The 22,928-nt window shown below is 68.4% G+C and carries 22 protein-coding genes and 1 pseudogene; 9 read left to right on the top strand and 14 right to left on the bottom strand.

What is annotated here, in order from left to right; all coding sequences use genetic code 11:
- Window positions 1–57: 57 nt before the first annotated feature.
- Window positions 58–339 (bottom strand): annotated as a pseudogene (locus A5705_RS28080) (kelch repeat-containing protein); the annotation flags it as partial.
- 449 nt (window positions 340–788) lie between these two features.
- Between A5705_RS28080 and A5705_RS08995 the strand changes: the two are divergent.
- Window positions 789–1,619, top strand: a complete 831-nt coding sequence (locus A5705_RS08995) for an arylamine N-acetyltransferase (protein ID WP_067873096.1) — start codon at window positions 789–791, stop codon at window positions 1,617–1,619.
- Window positions 1,620–1,727: 108 nt separating this feature from the next.
- A complete protein-coding gene (locus A5705_RS09000) occupies window positions 1,728–3,560 on the top strand; it encodes a fatty acyl-AMP ligase (protein WP_231982394.1) in 1,833 nt (610 codons plus the stop codon).
- Here A5705_RS09000 and A5705_RS09005 read toward each other — a convergent pair.
- From A5705_RS09005 to fadD3, 5 genes are read right to left on the bottom strand one after another with little or no spacing between them, the layout of a single operon-like run.
- Window positions 3,550–4,719 (bottom strand): pyridoxal phosphate-dependent aminotransferase, encoded by a 1,170-nt coding sequence (locus A5705_RS09005; RefSeq protein WP_156763071.1) that lies wholly within the window; start codon window positions 4,717–4,719, stop codon window positions 3,550–3,552. The genes A5705_RS09000 and A5705_RS09005 overlap by 11 nt on opposite strands.
- On the bottom strand, window positions 4,716–5,684 hold the full coding sequence (locus A5705_RS09010) for an acyl-CoA dehydrogenase family protein (RefSeq protein WP_067873102.1): 969 nt from the start codon (window positions 5,682–5,684) through the stop codon (window positions 4,716–4,718). The genes A5705_RS09005 and A5705_RS09010 overlap by 4 nt, the downstream gene beginning before the upstream one ends.
- Window positions 5,681–6,616 (bottom strand): acyl-CoA dehydrogenase family protein, encoded by a 936-nt coding sequence (locus tag A5705_RS09015; RefSeq protein ID WP_067873105.1) that lies wholly within the window; start codon window positions 6,614–6,616, stop codon window positions 5,681–5,683. The genes A5705_RS09010 and A5705_RS09015 overlap by 4 nt, the downstream gene beginning before the upstream one ends.
- Entirely contained in the window at window positions 6,616–7,749 is a 1,134-nt protein-coding gene (locus A5705_RS09020; protein ID WP_067873109.1) for an acyl-CoA dehydrogenase family protein, read from the bottom strand. The genes A5705_RS09015 and A5705_RS09020 overlap by 1 nt, the downstream gene beginning before the upstream one ends.
- On the bottom strand, window positions 7,749–9,284 hold the full coding sequence (gene fadD3 / locus A5705_RS09025; protein WP_068276920.1) for a 3-((3aS,4S,7aS)-7a-methyl-1,5-dioxo-octahydro-1H-inden-4-yl)propanoate--CoA ligase FadD3: 1,536 nt from the start codon (window positions 9,282–9,284) through the stop codon (window positions 7,749–7,751). Before fadD3 ends, A5705_RS09020 begins: the two co-directional genes overlap by 1 nt.
- A gap of 120 nt (window positions 9,285–9,404) precedes the next feature.
- On the opposite strand from fadD3, the gene ipdE1 reads away from it, so the two are divergent.
- From ipdE1 to A5705_RS27735, 3 genes are read left to right on the top strand one after another with little or no spacing between them, the layout of a single operon-like run.
- Window positions 9,405–10,553, top strand: a complete 1,149-nt coding sequence (ipdE1, locus tag A5705_RS09030) for an acyl-CoA dehydrogenase IpdE1 (protein ID WP_068276928.1) — start codon at window positions 9,405–9,407, stop codon at window positions 10,551–10,553.
- Window positions 10,550–11,338 carry a (5R,7aS)-5-hydroxy-7a-methyl-1-oxo-2,3,5,6,7,7a-hexahydro-1H-indene-carboxyl-CoA reductase gene (gene ipdF, locus A5705_RS09035; RefSeq protein ID WP_067873117.1) on the top strand — a complete coding sequence of 263 codons (789 nt, stop codon included), beginning with the start codon at window positions 10,550–10,552 and terminating at the stop codon, window positions 11,336–11,338. The genes ipdE1 and ipdF overlap by 4 nt, the downstream gene beginning before the upstream one ends.
- 36 nt (window positions 11,339–11,374) lie before the next feature.
- Window positions 11,375–11,551 carry a hypothetical protein gene (locus A5705_RS27735; protein WP_156763072.1) on the top strand — a complete coding sequence of 59 codons (177 nt, stop codon included), beginning with the start codon at window positions 11,375–11,377 and terminating at the stop codon, window positions 11,549–11,551.
- A gap of 373 nt (window positions 11,552–11,924) precedes the next feature.
- Here the strand turns inward: A5705_RS27735 and A5705_RS09040 are convergent, their stop codons facing one another.
- On the bottom strand, window positions 11,925–13,577 hold the full coding sequence (locus A5705_RS09040; RefSeq protein ID WP_068276931.1) for a PPE family protein: 1,653 nt from the start codon (window positions 13,575–13,577) through the stop codon (window positions 11,925–11,927).
- A gap of 293 nt (window positions 13,578–13,870) precedes the next feature.
- Here A5705_RS09040 and kstR2 point away from each other — a divergent pair, with 293 nt between their 5' ends.
- The 3 genes from kstR2 to A5705_RS09055 all read left to right on the top strand — a co-directional run bounded on the left by kstR2 (window position 13,871) and on the right by A5705_RS09055 (window position 16,688).
- Complete coding sequence (kstR2, locus tag A5705_RS09045) at window positions 13,871–14,473, top strand: TetR family transcriptional regulator KstR2 (protein WP_156763073.1); 603 nt, start codon at window positions 13,871–13,873, stop codon at window positions 14,471–14,473.
- A 3-nt stretch (window positions 14,474–14,476) separates the two neighbouring features.
- Window positions 14,477–15,637 (top strand): steroid 3-ketoacyl-CoA thiolase FadA6, encoded by a 1,161-nt coding sequence (fadA6, locus tag A5705_RS09050; protein WP_067873123.1) that lies wholly within the window; start codon window positions 14,477–14,479, stop codon window positions 15,635–15,637.
- A gap of 142 nt (window positions 15,638–15,779) precedes the next feature.
- Complete coding sequence (locus A5705_RS09055) at window positions 15,780–16,688, top strand: endonuclease domain-containing protein (RefSeq protein WP_068276935.1); 909 nt, start codon at window positions 15,780–15,782, stop codon at window positions 16,686–16,688.
- 21 nt (window positions 16,689–16,709) lie between these two features.
- Here A5705_RS09055 and A5705_RS09060 read toward each other — a convergent pair whose 3' ends face one another.
- Genes A5705_RS09060 through echA20 form a run of 7 tightly spaced genes read right to left on the bottom strand, consistent with a single transcriptional unit; the run spans window position 16,710 to window position 22,066 of the window.
- Window positions 16,710–17,450 carry a hypothetical protein gene (locus tag A5705_RS09060; RefSeq protein WP_068276944.1) on the bottom strand — a complete coding sequence of 247 codons (741 nt, stop codon included), beginning with the start codon at window positions 17,448–17,450 and terminating at the stop codon, window positions 16,710–16,712.
- A complete protein-coding gene (locus tag A5705_RS09065; RefSeq protein ID WP_068276946.1) occupies window positions 17,447–18,094 on the bottom strand; it encodes a SatD family protein in 648 nt (215 codons plus the stop codon). The genes A5705_RS09060 and A5705_RS09065 overlap by 4 nt, the downstream gene beginning before the upstream one ends.
- Window positions 18,095–18,136: 42 nt before the next feature.
- Window positions 18,137–18,559: a nitroreductase/quinone reductase family protein gene (locus tag A5705_RS09070; RefSeq protein WP_082956378.1), complete on the bottom strand. Its 423-nt coding sequence runs from the start codon at window positions 18,557–18,559 to the stop codon at window positions 18,137–18,139.
- A 39-nt stretch (window positions 18,560–18,598) separates the two neighbouring features.
- Window positions 18,599–19,687 (bottom strand): (3aS,4S,5R,7aS)-5-hydroxy-7a-methyl-1-oxo-octahydro-1H-indene-4-carboxyl-CoA dehydrogenase, encoded by a 1,089-nt coding sequence (gene ipdC / locus A5705_RS09075; RefSeq protein WP_068276949.1) that lies wholly within the window; start codon window positions 19,685–19,687, stop codon window positions 18,599–18,601.
- Window positions 19,684–20,430: a cholesterol ring-cleaving hydrolase subunit IpdB gene (gene ipdB / locus A5705_RS09080; RefSeq protein WP_067873137.1), complete on the bottom strand. Its 747-nt coding sequence runs from the start codon at window positions 20,428–20,430 to the stop codon at window positions 19,684–19,686. The genes ipdC and ipdB overlap by 4 nt, the downstream gene beginning before the upstream one ends.
- Window positions 20,427–21,311 (bottom strand): cholesterol ring-cleaving hydrolase subunit IpdA, encoded by an 885-nt coding sequence (gene ipdA, locus A5705_RS09085; RefSeq protein WP_068276951.1) that lies wholly within the window; start codon window positions 21,309–21,311, stop codon window positions 20,427–20,429. The genes ipdB and ipdA overlap by 4 nt, the downstream gene beginning before the upstream one ends.
- The gene (gene echA20 / locus A5705_RS09090; RefSeq protein WP_067873142.1) at window positions 21,308–22,066 is read right to left on the bottom strand and encodes a (7aS)-7a-methyl-1,5-dioxo-2,3,5,6,7,7a-hexahydro-1H-indene-carboxyl-CoA hydrolase; all 759 of its coding nucleotides are present in this window, start codon (window positions 22,064–22,066) and stop codon (window positions 21,308–21,310) included. The genes ipdA and echA20 overlap by 4 nt, the downstream gene beginning before the upstream one ends.
- A 57-nt stretch (window positions 22,067–22,123) precedes the next feature.
- Here echA20 and A5705_RS09095 point away from each other — a divergent pair, with 57 nt between their 5' ends.
- On the top strand, window positions 22,124–22,921 hold the full coding sequence (locus tag A5705_RS09095) for an SDR family oxidoreductase (RefSeq protein WP_156738228.1): 798 nt from the start codon (window positions 22,124–22,126) through the stop codon (window positions 22,919–22,921).
- Window positions 22,922–22,928 lie beyond the last annotated feature (7 nt).

Consider the following 22,928-nt stretch of genomic DNA (forward strand, 5'->3'; position numbering starts at 1 on the left):
ACCGGTTTCCCCATATTCGACAGATATAAAACAAGGATTGGCTCAGCAGGTGCGCCGCTACCTGAAATCGAGCGCCTCGACCGTCGCGATGGGCCCTTCGTGGGTCGGCCGGTCAGCGCCGCCGATGCAGTAAACCGTGTTACCCACCGTCGCCACCACCTCGGCGTGACGCGCGGTCGGCATCGGGGCGATCGTGCTCCACTTGCCGGCGGAGATGTCGTACATCTCGACCACGTCGAGCACCATCGTCGGCTCCTCGCCGCCCACCACGACGATCCGGCCATCGATGTACGTGGCGCCATAGCTTCCCCGCGGCGTCGGCATGCCCACCAGCTTCGTCCCGATGAATGGCCGTTTACTGGCTGTCATGCCGACGCGCAAAATGTTGACGATGTTCGGATGTCCGGACAGGACGCCCATCGCATAGCCCTCGCGCAGGAAACGTTCGCGGCTGTCCTCGTCGATGTGGGACGGCAGCACCTTTACCGCGACGCTTCTGCCCAGTGCCGTCTCGTAACAGCAGTAGATGACGCCGGCGCCGCCCCGGGCCACCTGACGTGCCTCCTCGAAACCGGCGGCCGCCAACTCCGCGGCGATTCCGCCGGATACCGACGCCACGCCGTCGGACCTGGGTTCTTCGGGCATTCCCCGGCGCTTGACCTCCGGTCCATGAAGCTCAGAGAGCTCAAGAGTAACGCTCGGGACCTCCCGGGGATATCTTTCGGCGCGCTTCGTTATCAAGCGATTTGGCAACGGCGGTCGGGGCGCAATGGGGCCAGAATGGCGGTATGACGCTGGACCTGAACGGCTACTTCGACCGCATCGACTTCCGCGGCGCCCCCGAGCCGACCCTTGACGTGTTACAGCACCTGATGACCGCCCACACGCACTCGATCCCGTTCGAGAACCTCGATCCGCTGATGGGGATGCCGGTCGAAGACTTCAGCCCAGAGGCCTTGACCGACAAGCTGGTTCACCGGCGCCGGGGCGGCTATTGCTACGAGCAGAACGGGCTCATGGGTTACGTGCTTTCCGAAATCGGCTTCCGCGCGCGACGATTGGCCGGCCGGGTGGTCTGGATGCGCCCGCCCGACGCACCGTTGCCGGCGCAGACGCACACGGTGTTGGCGGTGACGTTTCCCGGGTCGCAGGGGTCATATCTCGTCGACGTCGGCTTCGGCGGCCAGACACCGACCTCTCCCCTGCGCCTCGAAACCGGCAGCGTCCAGCAAACGACGCGCGAGCCGTACCGGCTGGAAGACCGTCGCGACGGGCTGGTTCTGCAGACCCTCATCCACGACCGGTGGGTGCCGCTCTACGAATTCACCACACGGACTCAGCCGGACGTCGATCTGAAGGTGGGCAGCTGGTTCGCCTCCACCCACCCCTCGTCGGACTTCGTGACCGGGCTGATGGCCGCGCGAGTCAGCGAGGACGCCCGATTGAACCTGGCCGGCCGCGACCTCACCATCCACCGCGCCGACGGCAGCGAGAAAATCCGGCTGGCGGACGCCGCCGCCGTCGTGGACACCCTCGTCGAACGGTTCGGGGTCAACGTGGCGGATGTCGGCGAGCGCGGTGCGCTGGAGGCCCGCCTGGACCGGGTCCTCGCCGCCTAATCCGCACGTCATGCGACGTGACGACCGCCATACCGTGGTAAATGCGGCGAATTATAAGAAGGTCTATTAATCTGTCCCGACGTGAGTCGGGATCACGGGTCAACCAATATCGTCAGAGCCGCCTCGGAGAGCGTAGCCGCTGACGGCGCCCCCGTCGCCAGGATCGTGGTGCCCGAGGGCGTGACGTTGACCTCGAATTTCGATCTCAATCGTGCCCAGCTCGGAGACAGCCCGGCTTACCGCTTCCTCGACTACTCGCACGACCAGGACGGCCGGGTCGTCGAGCTCACGTGGAACGAGCTGTGGTCGCGGGTCTGCGCGATCGGTGCCCGCCTGCAGCAGGTCACCCAACCGGGGGATCGGGTGGCGATCCTGGCACCACAGGGGCTCGATTATGTGGCGGGTTTCTTCGCCGCCATCCATGCGGGCAATGTCGCGATTCCGCTCTTTGCGCCGACCTTGGCCGGGCACGGCGAGCGGTTGGCGGCGGTGCTGGCCGACGGGCGGCCGGCGGCCGTCTTGACGACGACGGCGGCGGCCGAATCGGTGCGGACGTTCATCCGGACTCTGCCCCCGCACGCGCGGCCGCGGATGATCGCCGTGGATGCGGTGCCCGCAACGCTCGCCGCCACCTTCACCGACCCGATCCGCGACACCGACGATCTCGCGTATCTGCAGTACACGTCCGGATCGACGCGCACGCCGGCCGGGGTGGAGATCACGCATCGCGCCGTGTACACCAACGCGATGCAGATGATCCTGCACGGCGGGCTGAACACCGACGTCCAGTGCGTGAGCTGGCTGCCGCTGTATCACGACATGGGATTGATGATGATCGTGTTCACGGCCTATTTCGGAGCGCACGTCACGCTCATGGATCCCATGGCGTTCCTTCGCCGGCCCTACCGATGGATCAAGCAACTGGGCATCGCGGCGACCCGCGGCCGGACAATGGCCGCGGCGCCGAACTTCGCCTTCGAGTTGACGGCGCAGCGCGGCCTGCCTCCCAGGGGGGACGACCTCGACCTCAGCAACGTGGTGTGCCTGCTCAACGGGTCGGAGCCGGTGAGCATGTCGGCGATCGAGCAGTTCACGAAAGCGTTCGCCCCGTACGGCCTGCCGGCGACGGTGGTCAAGCCGTCCTACGGGATGGCCGAGGCGACGCTGTCGGTCGCCAGCATCGCCTCGGACGCCGCGGCGAGCGCGATCTTCCTCGACCGTGAACAACTCGGCGCGGGTCGCGCGGTGGTCGTCGACCCGTCGGCGTCGGGGGCGCTCTCCCTTGTCTCTTGCGGCCAGCCGATCCTCGAACAGTGGGCGGTGATCGCCGACCCAGACGGCGCGGAGGTGCCCGACGGCACAGTGGGCGAGATCTGGTTGCACGGAAACAACGTCGGCCGAGGGTATTTCGGCCGCGAGGAAGAGACGCGACGCGTGTTCGGCAACAAGCTGCGGTCCCGGCTGGACGTGGGCAGCCACGCCGAGGGCGCTCCCGACAACGGGTCTTGGCTGGCGACCGGCGACCTCGGCGTCTACGTCGACGGTGAGTTGTATCTGACGGGCCGGATCAAGGACCTGATCATCATCGACGGCCGCAATCACTACCCGCATGACATCGAAACCACCGTCAGCGAAGCTTCGCCGGCGATCCGCACCGGCTATGTCGCCGCGTTTTCCGTTCCAGCCGAGGCGGTTTCATCTCTTCCCGGGAGCAGCGGCTCCGGTGAGCAGGTGGTCGTCGTCGCCGAGCGCGCCGCCGGCGCCGGCCGCGACCTGGGGCCGATCGCCGAGACGGTGCGGGCGGCGATCTCGCGGCATCATCAGATCCGTGTCGCCGATGTGCGCCTCGTGGCCGCCGGCGCCATCCCCCGCACGACGAGCGGCAAGCTTGCCCGCAACGCCTGCCGTGCCGAGTACCTCGAGGGACGGTTCAACCGCTGACCGGCAGCCAGGCGCCCATCCGGCGCAGGGCCTCCTCGATGTCGCTCGTGGGGCCGGCGAACGACAGCCGGACGAACGAGTGGCCGCGCGCGGTGTCGAAGTCGATGCCGGGCGCGATGGCAACGCCGGTGTCGTTCAGCAACTTTGAGCAGAACCCCAGCGAATCGCCGGTGAATTCCGAGACGTCGGCGTACACGTAGAACGCGCCGTCGGTGGGCGCGAGCCGGTCGAGGCCGATCGCACGCAGCCCGTCCAGCAGCAGCGAGCGGTTGACGCTGTAGTGGCGCAGATTGCCGTCGGCTTCCGCGGCCGCCGCCGGGGTGAACGCCGCGACCGCGGCGAGCTGCGACAGCACCGGCGGGCAGATGGTGAAGTTGCCGGTGAGGCAATCCACCGCCCGGCGCAGCTCGCTCGGCACCAGCAGCCAGCCGAGCCGCCAGCCCGTCATCGCGTAATACTTCGAAAAGCTGTTGACCACCACGGCGTCTCGTGACGTCTGCCAGGCGCAGCTGGTCTGCGGGGCCCCCTCGTAGACCAGTCCGTGGTAGACCTCGTCGCTGATCAGCCGCACTCCGGAGACCTCGCACCAGGAGGCGATCGCGGCCAGCTCGGCCGGGGGGATGACCGTCCCGGTGGGATTGGCGGGGCTGGCGACGATGACGCCCTGCACCGGCGGGTCCAGCTCGGCGAGCATCCGCGCGGTGGGCTGGAATCGGGTCTCCGGCCCGCAGGGGATGTCCACCACCTCACATCCCAACGCCGAGAGGATGTTTCGGTAGCAGGGGTAGCCGGGGCTGGCCAGCGCCACCCGGTCGCCCACGTCGAAGCACGCCAGGAAGGCGAGCAGGAACCCGCCGGACGAGCCCGTGGTCACGACGACCGCGTCGGGTTCCACGTCGATGCCGTGCTTGCGCTGGTAGTCCGCCGCTATCGCGGAGCGCAGCTCCGGAATGCCCAGCGCCACGGTGTAACCCAGCTGGTTGAGGTGTAGCGCGGAGGCCGCGGCCGCGCGCACCGGCTCGGGCGCGCCGACGCTGGGCTGGCCCGCCGACAGGTTGACCAGGTCGCCGTGGCTGCGCTGGCGCTCCGCGGCGGCCAGCCAGACATCCATCACATAAAACGGCGGGATGCCGGCGCGCAGTGCGACGTGCCCGTTCACGGTGCCAGGAGCACCTGGGATTCGAGCTGGCGCAACAGCTCTCGCGGCGAGCCGAGCAGTTGCGCGCTGCCGTGTGCGCGCTTGAAATACAGGTGCATGTCGTGCTCCCAGGTGATCGCGATGCCACCATGCAGCTGAATCCCCTCGGCCGCAACGGCGTTCAGGGCCTCGGTCGCGGCAAGGCGGGCGGTGGCGGCGTTGGTGGGAGTGGGGTCGTCGCACGCGTCGGACACCACAGCCTTGGCCGCGGCGACGGCGACATACAGATCGGCCATCCGGTGCTTGAGCGCCTGGAAGCTGCCGATCGGGCGGCCGAATTGCACCCGGTTCTTGGTGTATTCGACGGTCAGCTCCAGGCAGCGTTCGGCGGCGCCGATCTGCTCGGCCGCCAGCAGGATGGCCGCGACGTCTGCGATGCCCGGGTCGGGGCCGATCGGCGTGATCTCGGCGCCCTCGTCGGGCCGCAGCCGGGCCAGGCGCCGGGTGGGGTCCATCGTCGCCACCGGCTGCGCGGTGAAGCGTGTCCACCTGCTGATCTCACCGCCCTGGCCGTCGGGCGCGGCGATCACGACGTCGGCGATGTCGCCGTTGACCACGTAATCGGCGTCGAGCACCAGCGCGCCGATCGCACCGCCCTCGGCGAGCCCGGCCAGAGTCTCGGCGTCGGGCTCTGCCGCGGCGAGCAACGCCAGTTCCGCCAGCGTGGTGCCCAGCAGCGGCGACGGCACCAGGGCCCGGCCCAGTTCCTGCAGAACCGTTGCAGCGTCGGCCAATTCGCCGCCCGCGCCGCCCAGCTCCTCGGGGATCACCAGCGCGGCGGCGCCCACCTGCTCACAGAGCAACCGCCACAGCGATTCGTCGTAGCCGCGCTCGGACACCATCGCGGCGCGCACCGCCGCCGGGTCCGCGTGCTTGGCCACCAGGGCCGCCACGGTCTCGCGCAGCAGCTGACGTTCTTCACTCATAGCGCCTCCAGCACTCGGCGCCGATGCGCCTCGGGCGTGCCCCAGGCCGAGCGTAGCGCCTGCACCCGCAGCAGCCACAGCGACAGGTCGTGTTCCTGGGTGAAGCCGATCGCGCCGTGGGTCTGCAGCGACGCGCGCGCCGCCACCAGGGCCGCCTCGGACGCGGCGGCCTTGGCCGCGCTGACGTCGCGCGGCTCGAGCGACAGGGCCGCGCCGTACACCAGGGGGCGGGCCAGCTCGATCGCGATGTGCACGTCGGCCAGCTTGTGCTTGATCGCCTGGTAGGAACCGATCACCCGGCCGAACTGGCTGCGCTGCTTGGCGTAGTCGACGGCGCCGTCCAGCAGGGCCTCGGCTGCGCCGAGGCATTGCGCCGCGGTCGCCAGTGCGCCGAAAACGTAGGCGCGCTTAACGTCCGCTCGCCAGGTCGCGCCGGTCGCGGTCACGTCGTAGAGGCGCCGGCTGGGGTCGACGGACTCGTGCCGCACGCCCAGAGCGGCTTCGGTGACGCCGTCGTCGGTCGCCAGCAGCACCAGCCCGGCCGCCTCGCCGTCCACCGCGCGCGGTGCGTGCGGCGGGTATGCGACGGTCGCGATGAGCTCGCCGCACGCCAACCCCGCGCTGCGCTCGTCATCAGCCAGCAAAACCGGTGCCACGGCGATGGATTCGGCCACCGGGCCCGGCACGCACCAGCGGCCGAGCCGTTCCAGCGCGACCACCAGGTCGACCGGGTCGGCGCCGATCCCGTCGAATTTCTCCGGCACGGCCAGCGCGGTGACGCCGAGGTCGGCCAGCTGCTCCCACACCTTGCGTCCCGGCGCGGTATCACCCGCCGACCACGCGCGGATGGCGCCCGGCAGGTCCGCAGCGCCCAGCGCCGCGTCGATGCTGGCCGCGAAGTCGCGCTGCTGTTCGTCTGGTGCGAAGTCCATTACCTCTTCTCCCGGGGCAGACCCAGCAGACGTTCCGAGATGATGTTGCGCTGGATTTCGTTGGTGCCGGCGTAGATCGGTCCGCCCAGGGCGAACAGCAGCCCGTCGGTCCACGGCCCGGCGAGCTCCCCGTCGGCCCCCTGGAGGTCGATCGCCGTCTGGTGTATCGCGACGTCGAGATCCGACCAGAACACCTTGGTCACCGACGATTCGGCGCCGAGCTCGCCGCCGGCGGCCAGCCTGGTCACCGTGCCGAACGTCTGCAGGCGGTAGGCCTGCGCCTTGATCCACGCATCGGCGACCCGGTCGGCGAACGCGTCGGGGGAGCCCCGGTCCTTCCAGAGGCGCACCAGTCGTTCCGCCGCCGCCAGGAAGCGGGCGGGGCTGCGCAACGACATGCCGCGCTCGTTGCTCGACGTGCTCATGGCCGCCCGCCAGCCCTCGTTCGGGGTGCCGATGACGTCCTCGTCGGGGACGAAGACGTCGTCGAGGAAGATCTCTCCGAATCCGGTGTCGCCGCCGAGCTGGACGATGGGCCGCACGGTCACGCCCCTGGCCTCGAGGTCGAACATCAGGTAGGTCAGGCCGTTGTGCCGCTCGGCCGAGGGATCGGAACGGAACAACCCGAATGCCATCTCGGCGAACGGCGCACGCGAGCTCCAGATCTTCTGGCCGTTGAGCAGCCAGCCGCCGTCGGTCCGGGTGGCCGTGGACCGCAGCGAGGCCAGGTCGCTGCCGGATTCGGGCTCCGACCACGCCTGCGCCCAGATCTGTTCGCCGCTGGCCATTTTCGGCAGGATCCGGTCGAGCTGCTCGGGGGTGCCGTGCGCGAACAGCGTCGGGGCCAGCATGGAGGTGCCGTTGGCGCTGGCCCGTCCGGGCGCCCCGGCGCGGAAGTACTCCTCCTCGAACACCACCCAGTGCAGCAGCGGCGCGTCGCGCCCGCCGTACTTCTTCGGCCAGGTGATGACCGACAGGCCGGCGTCGTACAGGACCTTGTCCCAATGCCGGTGCTGGGCAAAGCCTTCGGCGTTGTCGTAGGACTTCGTCGGGATCTCCGCGGCGTTGGCCGACAGGAAGTCGCGGACTTCTGCCTGGAAGGCCAGCGTGTCGTCGTCCAATTGCAGGTCCATCAGGGCAGCTCCCGCAGTTGTGGTTTGACCACCTTGCCGCCCGGGTTGCGCGGCAACGCGACGACGAACCGCACCGACCGCGGGGCCTTGAAGTTCGCCAGATGCTCACGGGTGTAGGCGATCACTGACTCTTCGTCGAGGTTGGCACCCGGTCGGGCCACCACGAACGCGCGGCCGACCTCGCCGAGGCGCTCGTCGGGAACGCCGATCACCGCGGCGTCGGCCACGCCCGCCATGCGGGCCAGGACCTGCTCGACCTCGGCGGGGTAGACGTTGAATCCGCCGCAGATGTACATGTCCTTGAGCCGGTCGGTGATGCGCAGGTTGCCGGCCTCGTCCACGGCGCCGATGTCGCCGGTGTGCAGCCAGCCGTCGGCGTCGATCGCGGCAGCCGTCGCCTCCGGGTCGTCGAGGTAGCCCAGCATCACGTTCGGGCCGCGCAGCAGCACCTCACCCGCCTCGCCGGAATCACTTGAGGCGATGCGCAATTCGAAGTCGGCGAAGGGCCGTCCGCAGGTGGTGGCGACGGTGACCGCGTCGTCGTCGGCGCGGCACATGGTGCCCATGCCGTTGGCTTCCGTCAGCCCGTAGGCCGTCAGCACGATGTCGATGTCGAGTTCGGTTTGCATGCGTTCGACCAATACGACAGGAACGGTGGCCGCGCCCGTCACCGCGAACCGCAGCGAGCTCAGGTCGTAGTCCTTGCGCGCGGGATGGTCCAGCAGGGTCTGGTAGATGGTGGGCGGTCCGGGCAGCACGGTGATGCGGTGTTGCTCGATCGCCTGCAGAGCACGCAGCGGGTCGAAGGTCAGGTGCGGGATCAGCGTCGCGCCGGTCTGCAGGCAGGCCAAAATGCCCGCCTTGTAACCGAAGTTGTGGAAGAACGGGTTGATGCACAGGTAGCGGTCGTCGCTGGTGATCTTGCCGTTGGCCGCCCACGACGCCGAGGCCGACAGCGACTGCCGATGGGCACACAGCACGCCTTTGCTGCGGCCCGTCGTGCCGGAGGTGAACAGGATGTCGCTGACGTCATCGGGGGTGACGGCGGCGGCGCGGGCAGAGACCGCGTCGAGGTCTGTGCCCCGCGCGATGAAGTCTTCCCACGTTCCGTCGTCGGTCTCGATCGGAATGCGCACCACGTGCCGCAGCGCCGGCAGGGCCCCGCGGTCGAGGCCGGTGGCGCGATCGTTGCCGAGGAACCGACCCATCGCGAACAACACCGGCGCGCCGGTGCGCGCCAGGATGTCGCCGGCCTCTTCGGCGGTGTAGCGGGTGTTCAACGGCACCATGGCGGCCCCGGCGTGGTGGATGGCGAGGCAGGCGACCACCCAGTGCCAGGTGTTGGGCGACCAGATCGCGACCCGGTTTCCGGCCCGGACGCCCAGCGAGATGAGCGCCGCCGCCGCCCGGTGCACCTCATCGCGCAGCGCGGCGGACGTGAAGGACCGCTCCTCGGTGATCAGCGCGTCGTGGTCGGGGAGCTGTTGCGCCAAACGATCGAGCGCCGCGGGCACGGTGCGCGGATCGGTGGTCATCGGGTGCTCCTCTGGGACCGCTCGGGGCCTGATTGCCCGGCTCCTCCGCACGCCGCTGCGCGGCGCACATCGTCGGCCCGGGCCACCAAAGCAAGTGCTTGGTAGGTTAGCCTACAGGGCATGCAGGACGTCGAGGAGTTCCGGGCCGAGGTCCGCCAGTGGCTCGCCGACAATCTGGTCGGCGAATTCGCGGCGCTCAAGGGACTCGGCGGGCCGGGACGCGAGCATGAGGCGTTCGAGGAGCGCAGGGCGTGGAACCAGCACCTCGCCAAGGCCGGGCTGACCTGCCTGGGCTGGCCGGTCGAGCACGGCGGCCGCGGGCTGTCGACCGCGCACCGGGTGGCGTTCTACGAGGAGTACGCCCGGGCCGACGCGCCGGACAAGGTCAACCACTTCGGCGAGGAGCTGCTGGGGCCGACGCTGATCGCGTTCGGAACCCCCGAGCAGCAGCAGCGCTTCCTGCCGCGCATCCTCGACGTCACCGAACTGTGGTGCCAGGGATATTCGGAGCCGGGCGCCGGCAGCGACCTGGCCAACGTCTCGACGACCGCCGAGCTCGACGGCGACCAATGGGTGATCAACGGCCAGAAGGTGTGGACGTCGCTCGCGCACCTGTCGCAGTGGTGCTTCGTGGTCGCGCGCACCGAGAAGGGCTCCAAGCGGCACGCCGGACTGTCGTACCTGCTGGTGCCGCTGGACCAGCCCGGCGTGCAGGTCCGGCCGATCGTGCAGATCACCGGTACCGCGGAGTTCAACGAGGTGTTCTTCGACGATGCCCGTACCGACGCCTCGATGGTCGTCGGCCAGCCGGGCGACGGTTGGCGCGTCGCGATGGGGACGCTGACCTTCGAGCGCGGCGTCTCCACGCTCGGACAGCAAATCCGTTACGCGCGTGAGCTTTCCAACCTGGCCGAGCTGGCGCAGCGCAACGGCGCCGCCGACGACCCGTTCATCCGCGAGCGGCTGACCCGCGCGTGGACCGGGCTGCGGGCCATGCGGTCGTACGCGCTGGCCACCATGGACGTCGAGCAGCCCGGCCAGGACAACGTGTCGAAGTTGTTGTGGGCCAACTGGCATCGCGCCCTGGGCGAGTTGGCGATGGACGTGATCGGCAAGGCCGGGATGACGCTGACCGACGGGGAGATGGACGAATGGCAGCGGCTGTTCCTGTTCACCCGCGCCGACACCATCTACGGCGGTTCCAACGAGATCCAGCGCAACATCATCGCCGAGCGGGTGCTCGGCTTACCCCGAGAGGTAAAGGGATGACGCTCTCCGAAGCTCCGAAAGAGATTGCCGGACATGGCCTGCTGGAGGGCAAGGTCGTCGTCGTCACCGCTGCGGCGGGAACCGGCATCGGTTCGGCGACCGCCCGCCGGGCGCTGGCGGAGGGGGCCGACGTGGTGATCTCCGACCACCACGAACGACGACTGGGGGAGACCGCCGACGAGCTCGCCGCGCTGGAACTGGGCCGGGTGGAGAAGGTGGTGTGCGACGTGACGTCCACCGCGCAGGTCGACGCGCTGATCGACTCGACGACCGCGCGGATGGGCCGCCTCGACGTACTGGTGAACAACGCCGGCCTGGGCGGGCAGACGCCGGTGGTCGACATGACCGACGACGAATGGGACCGCGTGCTGGACGTCACGCTGACGTCGGTGTTCCGGGCCACCCGCGCGGCGCTGCGGTATTTCCGCGAGGCGTCGCACGGCGGCGTGATCGTCAACAACGCCAGCGTGCTGGGCTGGCGCGCCCAGCACTCGCAGTCGCACTATGCCGCCGCCAAGGCCGGCGTGATGGCGTTAACCCGTTGCAGCGCAATCGAAGCCGCCGAGTACGGGGTCAGGATCAACGCAGTGTCGCCCAGCATCGCGCGGCATAAGTTTCTGGACAAGACCACCTCGACCGAACTCTTGGACCAGCTGTCCGCTCGCGAGGCGTTCGGCCGTGCCGCCGAGCCGTGGGAAATCGCCTCCACCATCGCGTTCCTGGCCAGCGACTACTCGAGTTACCTGACCGGAGAGGTGATTTCGGTTTCCAGTCAACACCCGTGACCGGGTTACAGGCGGGCCGGGTTGAAGAGCCCCGCGATGCCGGTGCCGATGTTGAGCAGGCCCGAGTTGGAGCCGCTGACCGTGCCGATGGGGAATATGCCGAGCGGCTGCGTAACGCCCGTATTGAAGAAGCCCGACGAAAAGCCGTCGCTGGCCGTGTTGAAGAAGCCGGAGCTGCCGCCGTTGATCAGGCCGCCAGTGGCACGGTTGTAGAAGCCAGACGTAGCGTCGCCGGTGTCCCATTGGCCCGCGTTGCCGACGCCAGTTGAGAAAACGCCCGAGTCGACCTGCCCGGCCGGCTCCCGGAAGGCGCTCCCGTCGCCGAGTCACCCCGCTACGACATCAATTGGCTTGGACAAAAGCTGAGGCTGAACAGCCCGGATATCAAGCTGCCGGCGTTGAGCACACCGGAGTTGAAGCCGGCATCGCCCGGGTCGATGAACCCCGAGATGCCCTGTTTCCGAAGCCGGAACCGTCGCCGTTGACGTTGCCGCCGGTCGATACGTTGTGCAAGTCCCGGGTTCCCGAAGCCCGTGTTGCCGGCCGTGACCGGCCTTGCGGGACAGTGGGTCTCGCTACCGATCGGTTACGGCAACATCCGGCTGAGACCGAACACGCCGGATGCGCCGGTGATCGCGTTGAACATGCCCGATGCGTATCCGCTGGCGGCGGTGCCCAGGATGCCGTTCGGGTCGGGCAGGATGTGGTTTCCGATGCCCGAGACGTGGTAGTTGAAGACCGATCCGCCGGTGACCGAGTTGAAGAAGCCGGAAACGAAACCGTTGAAGTTCGCTCCGCCGCTGGCCGTGTTGAAGAAGCCCGAGACGTCTTCACCGACGTTGCCGAAGCCCGAGTTCTGCAGTCCCGAGTAGTTGGTGAAGCCGACGCCGGTGTTCGTGAGGCCCGAGTTCCACATTCCGGTGTTGACGGAGCCCGAGTTCCCATCACCCGTGTTGTCGCTGCCCGCATTCCAGTTCCCCGTGTTGTCGAGGCCCGCGTTGCCGAAGCCGGTGTTCTGAGCGCCCGAGTTCCCGAAGCCCGTGTTGAACTCCCATGAGTTGCCGAAGCCGTTGTTGCCGAGGCCGGAGTTCCCCACCCCGATGTTGTTGCTGCCCGAGTTTCCGAAGCCGATGTCGTTGATGTGGCCGAGGTTGAGGGTGTTGGCACCCGTGTTGAAGATGCCGACGTTGCCGCTGCCGGAGTTGAAGAAGCCGATGTTGTTGTTGCCGGAGTTGCCGATCCCGATGTTGCCGGCGCCCGAGTTCAGTCCGCCGAAGTTGAAGTGGTTGGTCGCGGTGTTGAAATAGGTGTTGCCGATGCCGATCTCGTTGGTCCCGGTGAGCCCGAAGCCGATGTTGTTGTTGCCGGTGTTCCCGCCGCCGATGTTGTTGTTGCCGAAGTTCCCGCCACCGCGGTTGCCGTTGCCGCTGTTGCCGAACCCGAAGTTGTTGTTGCCGTTGTTACCCATGCCGACGTTTTGACCGGTGGTGGCCGAGCTGCCGGCGTTCCCGAAGCCGATATTGCCGAAGCCGGCGTTTCCGGCGCCGAGGTTGCGGTTGCCGGTGTTCCCGTTGCCGACGTTGTGGTTGCCGATGTTTCCGCTGCCCAGGTTGGAGCTGCCGGCGTTGCCGTTGCCGGCGTTGCCGCTGCCGGTGTTGCCACCGCCGAGGTTGGCATTGCCGATGTTGCCGACGCCGAGGTTGGGCAGGCCGGCGAGCAGGTCCTGCAGCGTCTGCGCGGGTGCCAACTGCGCGGCCGCCGCGGACGCATCGCCGTGGTAGCCGACCATCGCCGCGACGTCTTGGGCCCACATCGCCTCGTAGTCGCCCTCGAGCTGGGCGATGGCCGGCGCGTTGAGGCCGAACCAGTTCGACATCACCATCTGCACCAGCGAGTTGCGGTTCAGTTGCACCAGCATCGGGTGCACCGTCGCCGCCCGCGCCGCCTCGAACGCGCTGATCACCGCGCGGGCCTGCCCGGCCGCCGAAGCCGCCTGCGACGCCGCCGCGCTCAACCACCCGCTGTACGGAGCCGCCGCCGCGGTCATCGCCTGTGCCGCCGGGCCCTGCCAGGACTGGCCCGCCAACCCGGACGTCACCGACGCGAAGGATGAGGCCGCCGAGCTCAGCTCCGAGGCCAACCCGTCCCAAGCGGCCGCCGCTTCCAGCATGGGAGCGGATCCCGCACCAGCAAAGATCAATGCCGAATTCAACTCCGGGGGCAGAACCAAAAAGCTCATTTCAGTAGCCTCCTAGCCGTTCGGCCTGCCGCCGCCGCGGCCGGCCTTAGTTGATGGGGGACTGCTCCTTTGGTAGCGATTGCTGCAGGGCGTGCCTCAGCCGGGGGCCACGAAAGACGTGGCGCATCGGTCGGCTAACGGTGTGTCGCCCACCCCACAGCAAATCGGCACGTTGCGAGATTACGACGCGACGTCCGAGAGCGGGCGTTTTCGGGGAAATTGACCGACGATTCGATGGGCGGGAGGGTGGCGCCGCATTGGCCGAGCAAGCGCTTGGTTGATACCCTGATCGAGTGGACCGTGTGGCCGGTCAGGCAAACAGCCGCCGCGACGAGTTGTTAGAGCTCGCCGCGACGATGTTCGCCGAGCGCGGTTTGCGCGCCACCACGGTGCGCGACATCGCCGACGGTGCCGGCATCCTTTCCGGCAGCCTGTATCACCATTTCTCCTCCAAGGAGGAGATGGTCGACGAGCTGCTGCGCGGCTTCCTCGATTGGTTGTTCGCCCGCTACCGCGAGATCGTGGACAGCGAATCCAATCCGCTGGAGCGACTCAAGGGGCTGTTCATGGCGTCGTTCGAGGCCATCGATGATCGCCATGCCCAGGTCGTCATCTACCAGGACGAAGCCAAGCGGCTGCTGTCGCAACCGCGGTTCTCCTACATCGAGGACATGAATCGCCAGCAGCGAAAGATGTGGGTCGAGGTGCTCAATCAGGGCATCGATGAGGGTTACTTCCGGCCGGACGTCGACGTCGACCTCGTCTACCGTTTCATCCGTGACACCACCTGGGTGTCGGTGCGCTGGTATCAGCCCGGCGGACCGCTCACCGCGCAGCAGGTGGGGCAGCAATATCTCGCCATCGTGCTTGGCGGCATCACCAAAGAAGGAGTCTGAATCATGCCCGAGGCGTACGTCATTGACGCTGTACGTACCGCGGTTGGCAAGCGCAACGGCGCCCTGGCCGGGGTGCACCCCGTCGACCTCGGGGCCTATGGCTGGCGCGGACTGCTCGACCGTGTCGACGTCGACCCCGCCGCCGTCGACGACGTGATCGCCGGTTGCGTCGACGCGATCGGGGCGCAGGCGGGCAACATCGCCCGGCTCTCGTGGCTGGCCGCCGGCTACCCCGAAGAGGTTCCCGGTGTCACCGTGGACCGGCAGTGCGGCTCCAGCCAGCAGGCGATTTCCTTTGGGGCGCAGGCGATCATGTCCGGCACGGCGGACCTCATCGTGGCCGGCGGCGTGCAGAACATGAGCCAGATCCCGATCTCGTCGGCGATGACCGTCGGCGAGCAGTTCGGGTTCACCTCACCGACCAACGAGTCCAAGCAGTGGTTGCACCGGTACGGCGACCAGGAGATCTCCCAGTTCCGTGGCTCGGAGCTGATCGCCGAGAAGTGGAACCTGTCTCGCGAGGAGATGGAGCAGTACGCGCTCACCAGCCACGAGCGCGCGTTCGCGGCGATCCGCGGCGGGCACTTCGACAACGAAATCATCGCCGTGGAAACCGAATCCGGGCCGTTCCGGGTCGACGAGGGCCCCCGCGAGTCGTCGCTGGAGAAGATGGCCGGGCTCAAGACGCTGGTCGAGGGTGGCCGGCTGACCGCGGCGATGGCCAGTCAGATCTCCGACGGCGCCAGCGCGGTGCTGTTGGCTTCCGAGCAGGCCGTCAAGGACCACAAGCTGACCCCGCGGGCGCGCATCCACCACATCAGCGCCCGCGCCGCCGACCCGGTGTTCATGCTGACCGGACCCATCCCGGCCACCCGGTACGCGCTGGACAAGACCGGCCTGTCGATCGGTGACATCGACACCGTCGAGATCAACGAGGCCTTCGCGCCGGTGGTTATGGCCTGGCTCAAGGAGATCAAGGCCGACCCGGAAAAGGTCAACCCCAACGGCGGCGCGATCGCACTCGGTCATCCCCTCGGCGCGACCGGCGCCAAGCTGTTCACCACGATGCTAAACGAGCTCGAGCGCATCGGCGGCCGCTACGGCTTGCAGACGATGTGCGAGGGCGGCGGCACGGCCAACGTCACGATCATCGAGCGGCTGTAGCTCTCTCGGCCGAACCCTTCGCGCCGAGCCCTTCGCGCCGAGCCCTTCGCGCCGAGCGTGAAATCCACGACGCTTCAACGGCGTGCCGCGTCGTGAATTTCACATTCGGCGGCTTGTCGGTCCGGGTTGGCAGCATGACTGCATGGCGGAGCTGTTTTTAGTCACTGAGGCGTTGGCGGCCAAGGCCATGCCCGAACGGGCGATGCGGTCGCTATACGAGGTGGTCTACCCGGGCGTTTACGGTTCCGTCGGCGTCGAGCTGACCGCTCGCGAGCGAGCGCGGGCGGCATGGCTCTGGTCGCGACGCCAGGCGGTCATCGCCGGCACATCGGCGGCCGCGCTTCTCGGCGCCAAGTGGATGAGCCCAGCACTCGATGCGGAGCTGATTCACGGCAACCGGCACCCGCCGCGTGGCATCGCAGTGCACTCCGAAAGCTTGCTTCCCGCGGAGGTTGCCGAAGTCGAAGGTATGCCCGTAACAAATGCCGCACGAACGGCTTTCGACATCGGGCGGTGGACGTCCTCGCGGCTGCATGCTGTCCAGCGGCTCGATGCGTTGACGAATGCGACCGACGTCAAGATCGCTGAGATCGAGGCCGTAATCGCTTCGCATCGCGGTGCCCGGGGCTTGGCACGCCTGCGAGGCGTAACGCCCCTCGTCGACGGCGGCGCGGAATCGCCGCAGGAGACGCGAACCCGGCTGGTGTTGATCGACGCCGGACTTCCCGCGCCAAAAACGCAGATCAGGGTGTGCGACGAATACGGTGACTTCGTTGCGCGCATCGACATGGGGTACCGCGAGCTGCTCGTCGGCATCGAGTACGACGGACCGCAACACTGGACCGACCCGGCCCAGCGCCAACGCGACATTGATCGGCACGCCGCATTGCTCGACTTGGGCTGGACGATCATCAGGGTGAGCAGCGAGCTGCTCCGTCATCGGCAAGGCACGTTCATTGCCCGGGTGGTCGCCGCGATGCGAGCCGCGGGCTGGCGACCCTGTTCGCCGAGCGTGAATCCCACGACGCTACAACGGCGTGTCGCGTCGTGAATTTCACACTCGGCGCTGAAGTTATCGGGCGGCCAACACCAACGCAATCCCGGTGAGCGCCAGCAGCCAACTTGTGAAGCTGCCCACCAGAAAGTATTCGGTCACCTCGTCGATCCCGACGTCACCGTTGCGGTTCTTCTGCGCGCTCAGCTCGGGAAAGCGGATGATGCCCTTGGCGGCGACCACGGCGCTGGCCGCGGCCACCTGCCCGCCCATGCCGAGGCTGAGGATCAGCAGCCGTTCCATCGGGCCCAGCAGTCGGCCGCCCTTGAGCCGGTCCGACGGCTGGGGCTCGCCGGCCGGGCGCACCGCCCCCACCGAGCCGAGCACCAGGCGCACCAACTGATTTCCGGTGGCAAACTGCACTAGCACCACCCCGATGACCATGACCAGCCGGGTGGGCGTTACGTGGCTCAGGGGCAGCTGCACCCAAGCCGACCACCGCCCGATGACGCCACCGACCGCCGACGGCCATCCGGACAGCACGATCAGCAGCGTCAACGCCGCGGCGAACACGGCCAACGGGGCCGCTTGCTGCCGGCCGCTGCGCTCGCTGCGCAGGCACAGCCACTCCCAGGCGACCGCCGCGACCGCGGCGACCACGAGCAGCGGGATATCGCCGCGGTGCCACAGTGCGCCCAGCGCCGCGCACGCCCCCACCACGACGGGTCCGGCCGCCAGCGGGAACCACGCCGCGCCGACCACCCGGCGGCACAGGTCGGCGATTCCGACGGCGAGCAGCAGGACCGCAACGGCACTCACGGCACATCCCGAAGATACTGGGAGGCAACGACAATCAGGTCCAAACCGTCGCGGGCGGCCCGCTGGGACACCGCGGACGGGCTGATGCCCTCGGCCACCGCGAGCTCCTTTTTGGTGCGCCCCGTCATCAAGCCCCTCACAATCCGCAACGATCTTTCATCGAGCGATCCAAGCAGATGGTCCCGACAAAACAGGGCCGCGTTGACGGCCGCGACGTCGGTGCGCGTGTCGCCTGCTGCCCGGAACGTCGTGCGCACCAGCGTGAAGCCGGGCTGTCGCTGAGTCTCGGCGGTCTGCTGGATGGCCTCTCGGGCGGTCCACCAGCCCGGGCCGTCCTGGATTCCGGCATCGGCGTCCAGCACGGTGACCGCGCCCCAGCCGATGCCGAAACGGACGTCGATCTCCGGGGCAAGCAGGAGGCGGACGGTCAAGGCCGCGTCGATGGCGGCGCCCACCGTGGGGTAGCTGCCCTGGAATTCGTCACCGACGGTGAAGGCGGGTGGGGCGGTGGCGCCGGCGGCGACCCGGTCCAGCGCGGTGGCGACGCGGAGCTGAAGCGCGACCCGGTCGTCGGCGCGCCTGGATCCCACCACGTCGCCGATCAAGGTCGCACGAAGTGAAGGGGAGCCCTTCACCTTAGCCATATGAAGACTATAGCTTAACTAACGCGGAAATTAGAGCATAGCTTAATCGGCGGTGCGGTCTCGGACCTTGAGGAACTGCTCTATGCCGACCCGCTGGAAGGTGCGGCGCCGTTGGTCGGACAACAGCGGCAGGGCCGCGGCCGCGTCGATGATCTCCGGCTGGACCACGTCGTAGCTCTCGCCCTGGACCGCGATCGTCGCGCGACCCGCGGCAAGGACGTTTTGCAGCCAATCCACCCGGGTGCCATACGGCAGCGGGACGACGAAGCCGTCGGCCACGCGCTCGGCGACGACGGGTGTGGCGTACTGCTTGCCGGACCGCCGTCCGGTGTGCGTGATCGCCGCCGCATACCAGTTCTTGTGGCCGGCCAGGCGCAACATCAGGGGGTTGAGGAGGTATCTGTTGGAGGTGCGAAGCGCGTTCAACAGCGGGGTGGGCCAGGAGCTCGGGGCCAGCGTCATCATGCATCCAGGATGCCGCCGCGCGAGCCGCCGGGGCCAGGGTCATTGGTCCCCGGGTGATGCCTCCTCGATGTGCGCCGCCGCGGCCTTCAAGTGGGTGACGGCGTCCCGGACGATCGCCTCGATCAGTTCCGCGCACGACGGCAGGTCGTCGAGGATCCCGGCGACCTGCCCGGAGGCCAGCACGCCCGCCTCGGTGTTGCCCTCGACCAGCCCGGCTTTGAGCAACATCGGGGTGTTCGCCGCCATCACCACCTGCGACCAGGTCAGGTCCTTGCCGTGCCGCATCGCGAGGCCGTCGCGGATCATCGACGCCCAGGTCATCTGCGACATCTTCTTGAACTTCGCCGCGTTGCCCACCGCCGCCGCGAAACCTCTTACCGGCGAACCGCTTTCCAGCCTCTCGACCAGTCCGGTGCGCAGCACCCGGTGCGGCATGCCGTCGACCCGCGTGGTGACCACGGTGCCGTCCAGTGCCGCCTCGAGGTAGCGCCGTTTCACCGCGTCGGGCACGGTGGAGTCCGAGGTGAGCAGGAAACGGGTGCCCATCGCCACGCCGGCGGCCCCGTAGGACAACGCCGCCGCGAGCCCGCGGCCGTCGAAGAATCCGCCCGCCGCGATCACCGGGATCCCGGTGCCCTGCACGGCGTCCAGCACGGACGGCAGCAGCAGCGTGGTCGCGACGGGTCCGGTGTGCCCGCCGCCCTCGCCGCCCTGCACGATCATCGCATCGGCGCCCCAGCCCGCCACCTTGCGCGCGTGTTTGGCCGCCCCGATCGACGGGATCACCACGGCCCCCGCCTCTTTGAGCCGGGCGATCAGCTCCTGCTTCGGCGCCAACGCGAAGGACGCCACCTTCACACCCTCGCGGATCATCAGCTCCACGCGGTCACCGGCGTCGGCGGCGTCGGCGCGGATGTTCACGCCGAACGGCTTGTCGGTCGCGGACTTGACCTTGCCGATGGCCGTGGCCAATTCGTCCAGCGTCATCGTCGCCGAAGCCAGGATGCCCAGTCCGCCCGCGTTGGCCGTGGCCGCGACCAGCCGGGCTCCGGCCACCCAGCCCATCCCGGTCTGCACCACCGGATGCTCGACACCGACCAGCTCGGTCAGCGGCGTGCGCAGCCTCATGAACGTATCTCTCGGTCGCGCAACGCCTTCGGGTCGATCACCTCGCGGATCAGGTGCAGCTCGTCGTCGGTCGGGAGCCTGCTCTCCTCGGCCTCGTCGAGGCCGTCCACCTCGAACGACGTGTTCTCGCGGACATCGGCGGCCGCCACGCCGGGGTGCAGGGACACCGCCCGCATGGTGTGATCGGGGCCGTTGAAGTCGAACACCCCGAGGTTGGACACCACCCGATACGGGTTGGCGAAGCGGAACGCCGGGTTGCCGGCGTCGATCTTGTCCCAGCCGATGCCGCAGACCACGTCGACCGTCTCGCAGAACACCCGCTTGGAGTGGTTACCGACCCAGTAGCTGGTCGCGTGGTTGATCGCGTTGCCGGGCGCGCCGCGCAGCCCGAACATCTGCCTGGTCGGGTGCTGCAGCGGGCCGAACGCCGAGATGTTCTGATTGCCGTATCGGTCAACCTGATTGGCGCCCATCACGACATGCCGCCGCCCCCAGGCCAGCGTCTCGAACACCCGGCCGAACGGCATCCAGCCCTCGACAGGTCCGGTCTTGCCCAGAGCCGGAGTGTCCGCCAGCAGCTGCGCCTCGCCGTCGGTCAGCAGGATGTCCGGCGAAAAGGTCAGCCGGGCCAACCGGGCGCCGACGGAGGCCATGTTGGTCATGGGGCTGACCATGATTTCGCCCGCGTCCCTGAACAAGTCGGCGCAAGCCACCGCGCAGATCTCGGCTCGGGTGCTGCTCACTTGACGGCCTCCTCTGCGAACGCGCGCACCGCCGCCTGATAGTCATCCTCGCCGCCGGACAGGTAGGTCTGGACGAACTTCCGCCAGCCGTCATCGGTCGAGGCGGCTTCGGCGTAGTGCCGCTGGAACTTCTCGTCGCGGCCGTAATCGGGTGCGGCGGTGGTGAAGTGGGCACCACCGGGCGCTTCGACCACCGCGTCCACCATCATCCGGTTCACCAGCAGCGCCTGCGGTGGCACCGCCTTGACCAGCTCCTCGGTGGACACCACCCGCTCCACGGACAGGTAGCGCCGTTCGGCGGCCATCAGGTAGAGGTCGTCGAAGTAGGGGTCGATGCCGGTGTAGGCCGCGTTGCCGCGGCTGTCACCGAGATTGAGATGCACGAAGGCGGCGTCCAAGCGCAGCGCCGGCATGGCGATCAGCGTCTCGTGCCCGCCGCCGGGCGCCGGATAGGGGCTGGTCACCGTCTGCAGCTCGCCCGCCCAGAAGTCCGGGACCGAACTGCCCAACCCGGCGCGAATCGGCAGGAACGGCAACCGGTTTGCGGCGGCCTGCAGCCCGCACCGCAGCATGCCCTCGTCCATCTCCCGGGCTTCGACGGCTCCGCTGGTGCGGGCCTTGGCGAACCAGGGGTCGTAGAACGGCGGGGAGTCCAGCGACACGAAGCCGTAGTAGGCGCGCTTGACCTTGCCCGCCGAGCACAGCAGTCCCAGGTCGGGCCCGCCGTAGCTGACCACGGTCAGGTCCGTGACGTCGGTGCGCAGCATCGCGCGCACGAACGCCATGGGCTTGCGCCGCGATCCCCAGCCGCCGATGCCGATCGTCATGCCGCTGCGCAGTTGCGCGACGGCCTCGCCGAGGGTGGTCCGCTTGTCGCTCAAGACTTTTCGCCCTTCGTCGTGCCGGCGAACGCGTCGCGGTGTTCGTCGGACACCCCGGCGAGGTTGAGCTCGAACGTAAAGCCCTGTTCCATGCGGTAACTCGAGTTGACCCGCTGCACGTCGATGAGGTTGAGCGCCTCCTTGGCGGCGCGGATGACGCGCGTGTCCTTGGCGGCGATGTCGCGGGCCACCCGCAACGCGGCCTCGTCCAACTGATCCCGGGGCACCACCTCGTGCACCGAGCCGAAGTGCTGCAGGGTGGCGGCGTCGACGGTGGCGGCGGTGAAGAACAGCCGCCGCATCATGTGCTGCGGCACCAGCCGGGACAGGTGGGTCGCCGCGCCGAGCGCGCCGCGCTCGACCTCGGGCAGGCCGAAGGTGGCGTCATCGGAGGCCACGATGACGTCGGAGTTGCCCACCAGGCCGATGCCGCCGCCGACGCAGAACCCGTTCACCGCGGCGATCACCGGCACGGCGCATTCGTAGACGGCGCGGAACGCGGCGAAGCAGCCGCGGTTGGCATCGATCAGGGCGGTGAATCCCTCGGTGCGCTGCATCTCCTTGATGTCCACACCGGCGTTGAAGCCCCGGCCCTCCGCCCGCAGGATCACCGCGTGGGTCTCGGGATTGGCGCCGGCGGCCGTGATCGCGTCGGCGAGTTCGAACCAGCCGCGCGACGGAATGGCGTTGACGGGCGGGTAGTCGACGGTGACCGCGACGATGCCCGGCTCGGTGGTGGTGGATGTGATCGTCATTGCACTTCCTGGGTGGGCTGACTACCTAAGCAAGCACTTGCTTGGTACGCTAGCACAGTGACTCCCGCCGAAGCAGGCTCGCCCCTTTCGGAAGGCATCAACCTGGGGCTGGCCGGGCGGGTGGTGTTGGTTACCGGGGGAGTGCGCGGCGTCGGCGCCGGAATCAGCTCGGTGTTCGCCGAGCAGGGCGCGACGGTGATCACCTGTGCGCGACGGCCCGTCGAGGGCTTGCCCTACGAGTTCCACTCTTGCGACGTGCGCGACGACGACGCGGTCAAGGCGATGATCGATGCGATCGTCGACGCGCATGGCCGGCTCGACGTCGTCGTCAACAACGCGGGCGGTTCGCCGTACGTGCTGACGGCTGAATCCAGCGCGAAGTTCAACCGCAAGATCATAGAGCTCAATCTCATTGGCGCGCTGTGGGTTTCGCAGCATGCCAACGACAAGATGCAAAACCAAGCGCGCGGCGGGTCGATCGTCAACATCTGCAGCCTGTCGGGGCGGCGGCCGTCCCCCGGCACGGGGGCGTACGGGGCGGCCAAGGCCGGACTGGAAAGCCTCACGCAGACACTGGCGGTGGAGTGGGCGCCGAAGGTCCGGGTGAACGCCTGCGTGGTCGGGATGGTGGAAACCGAACAGTCGGAACTGTTCTACGGTGACGCCGACTCGATCGCGGCGATCTCGAAGAACGTGCCCCTGGGCCGGCTGGCCAAACCGCGGGACGTTGGTTGGGCCACGGCGTTTTTGGCCTCGGATGCGGCGTCCTACATCAGTGGCGCCACGCTGGAGGTGCACGGCGGCGGAGAGCCGCCGCACTACCTGGCCGCAACGAACGCGAGCGCGATCAAGTAGAGGAGAC

Origin of the sequence: Mycobacterium sp. E787 (assembly GCF_001668725.1) — a bacterium.
Classification (GTDB): domain Bacteria; phylum Actinomycetota; class Actinomycetes; order Mycobacteriales; family Mycobacteriaceae; genus Mycobacterium.

Coding starts and splice junctions, on each gene's coding strand:
- A5705_RS09015 (WP_067873105.1), bottom strand. CDS start 6,616: ATGGACTTCGCACCAGACGAACAGCAGCGCGACTTCGCGGCCAGCATC.
- A5705_RS08995 (WP_067873096.1), top strand. CDS start 789: ATGACGCTGGACCTGAACGGCTACTTCGACCGCATCGACTTCCGCGGC.
- ipdF (WP_067873117.1), top strand. CDS start 10,550: ATGACGCTCTCCGAAGCTCCGAAAGAGATTGCCGGACATGGCCTGCTG.
- A5705_RS09040 (WP_068276931.1), bottom strand. CDS start 13,577: ATGAGCTTTTTGGTTCTGCCCCCGGAGTTGAATTCGGCATTGATCTTT.
- fadA6 (WP_067873123.1), top strand. CDS start 14,477: ATGCCCGAGGCGTACGTCATTGACGCTGTACGTACCGCGGTTGGCAAG.
- ipdC (WP_068276949.1), bottom strand. CDS start 19,687: ATGAGGCTGCGCACGCCGCTGACCGAGCTGGTCGGTGTCGAGCATCCG.
- A5705_RS09055 (WP_068276935.1), top strand. CDS start 15,780: ATGGCGGAGCTGTTTTTAGTCACTGAGGCGTTGGCGGCCAAGGCCATG.
- A5705_RS09070 (WP_082956378.1), bottom strand. CDS start 18,559: ATGATGACGCTGGCCCCGAGCTCCTGGCCCACCCCGCTGTTGAACGCG.
- A5705_RS09010 (WP_067873102.1), bottom strand. CDS start 5,684: ATGAGTGAAGAACGTCAGCTGCTGCGCGAGACCGTGGCGGCCCTGGTG.
- A5705_RS27735 (WP_156763072.1), top strand. CDS start 11,375: ATGCCGGTGCCGATGTTGAGCAGGCCCGAGTTGGAGCCGCTGACCGTG.
- echA20 (WP_067873142.1), bottom strand. CDS start 22,066: ATGACGATCACATCCACCACCACCGAGCCGGGCATCGTCGCGGTCACC.
- fadD3 (WP_068276920.1), bottom strand. CDS start 9,284: ATGACCACCGATCCGCGCACCGTGCCCGCGGCGCTCGATCGTTTGGCG.
- A5705_RS09020 (WP_067873109.1), bottom strand. CDS start 7,749: ATGGACCTGCAATTGGACGACGACACGCTGGCCTTCCAGGCAGAAGTC.
- ipdE1 (WP_068276928.1), top strand. CDS start 9,405: ATGCAGGACGTCGAGGAGTTCCGGGCCGAGGTCCGCCAGTGGCTCGCC.
- A5705_RS09065 (WP_068276946.1), bottom strand. CDS start 18,094: ATGGCTAAGGTGAAGGGCTCCCCTTCACTTCGTGCGACCTTGATCGGC.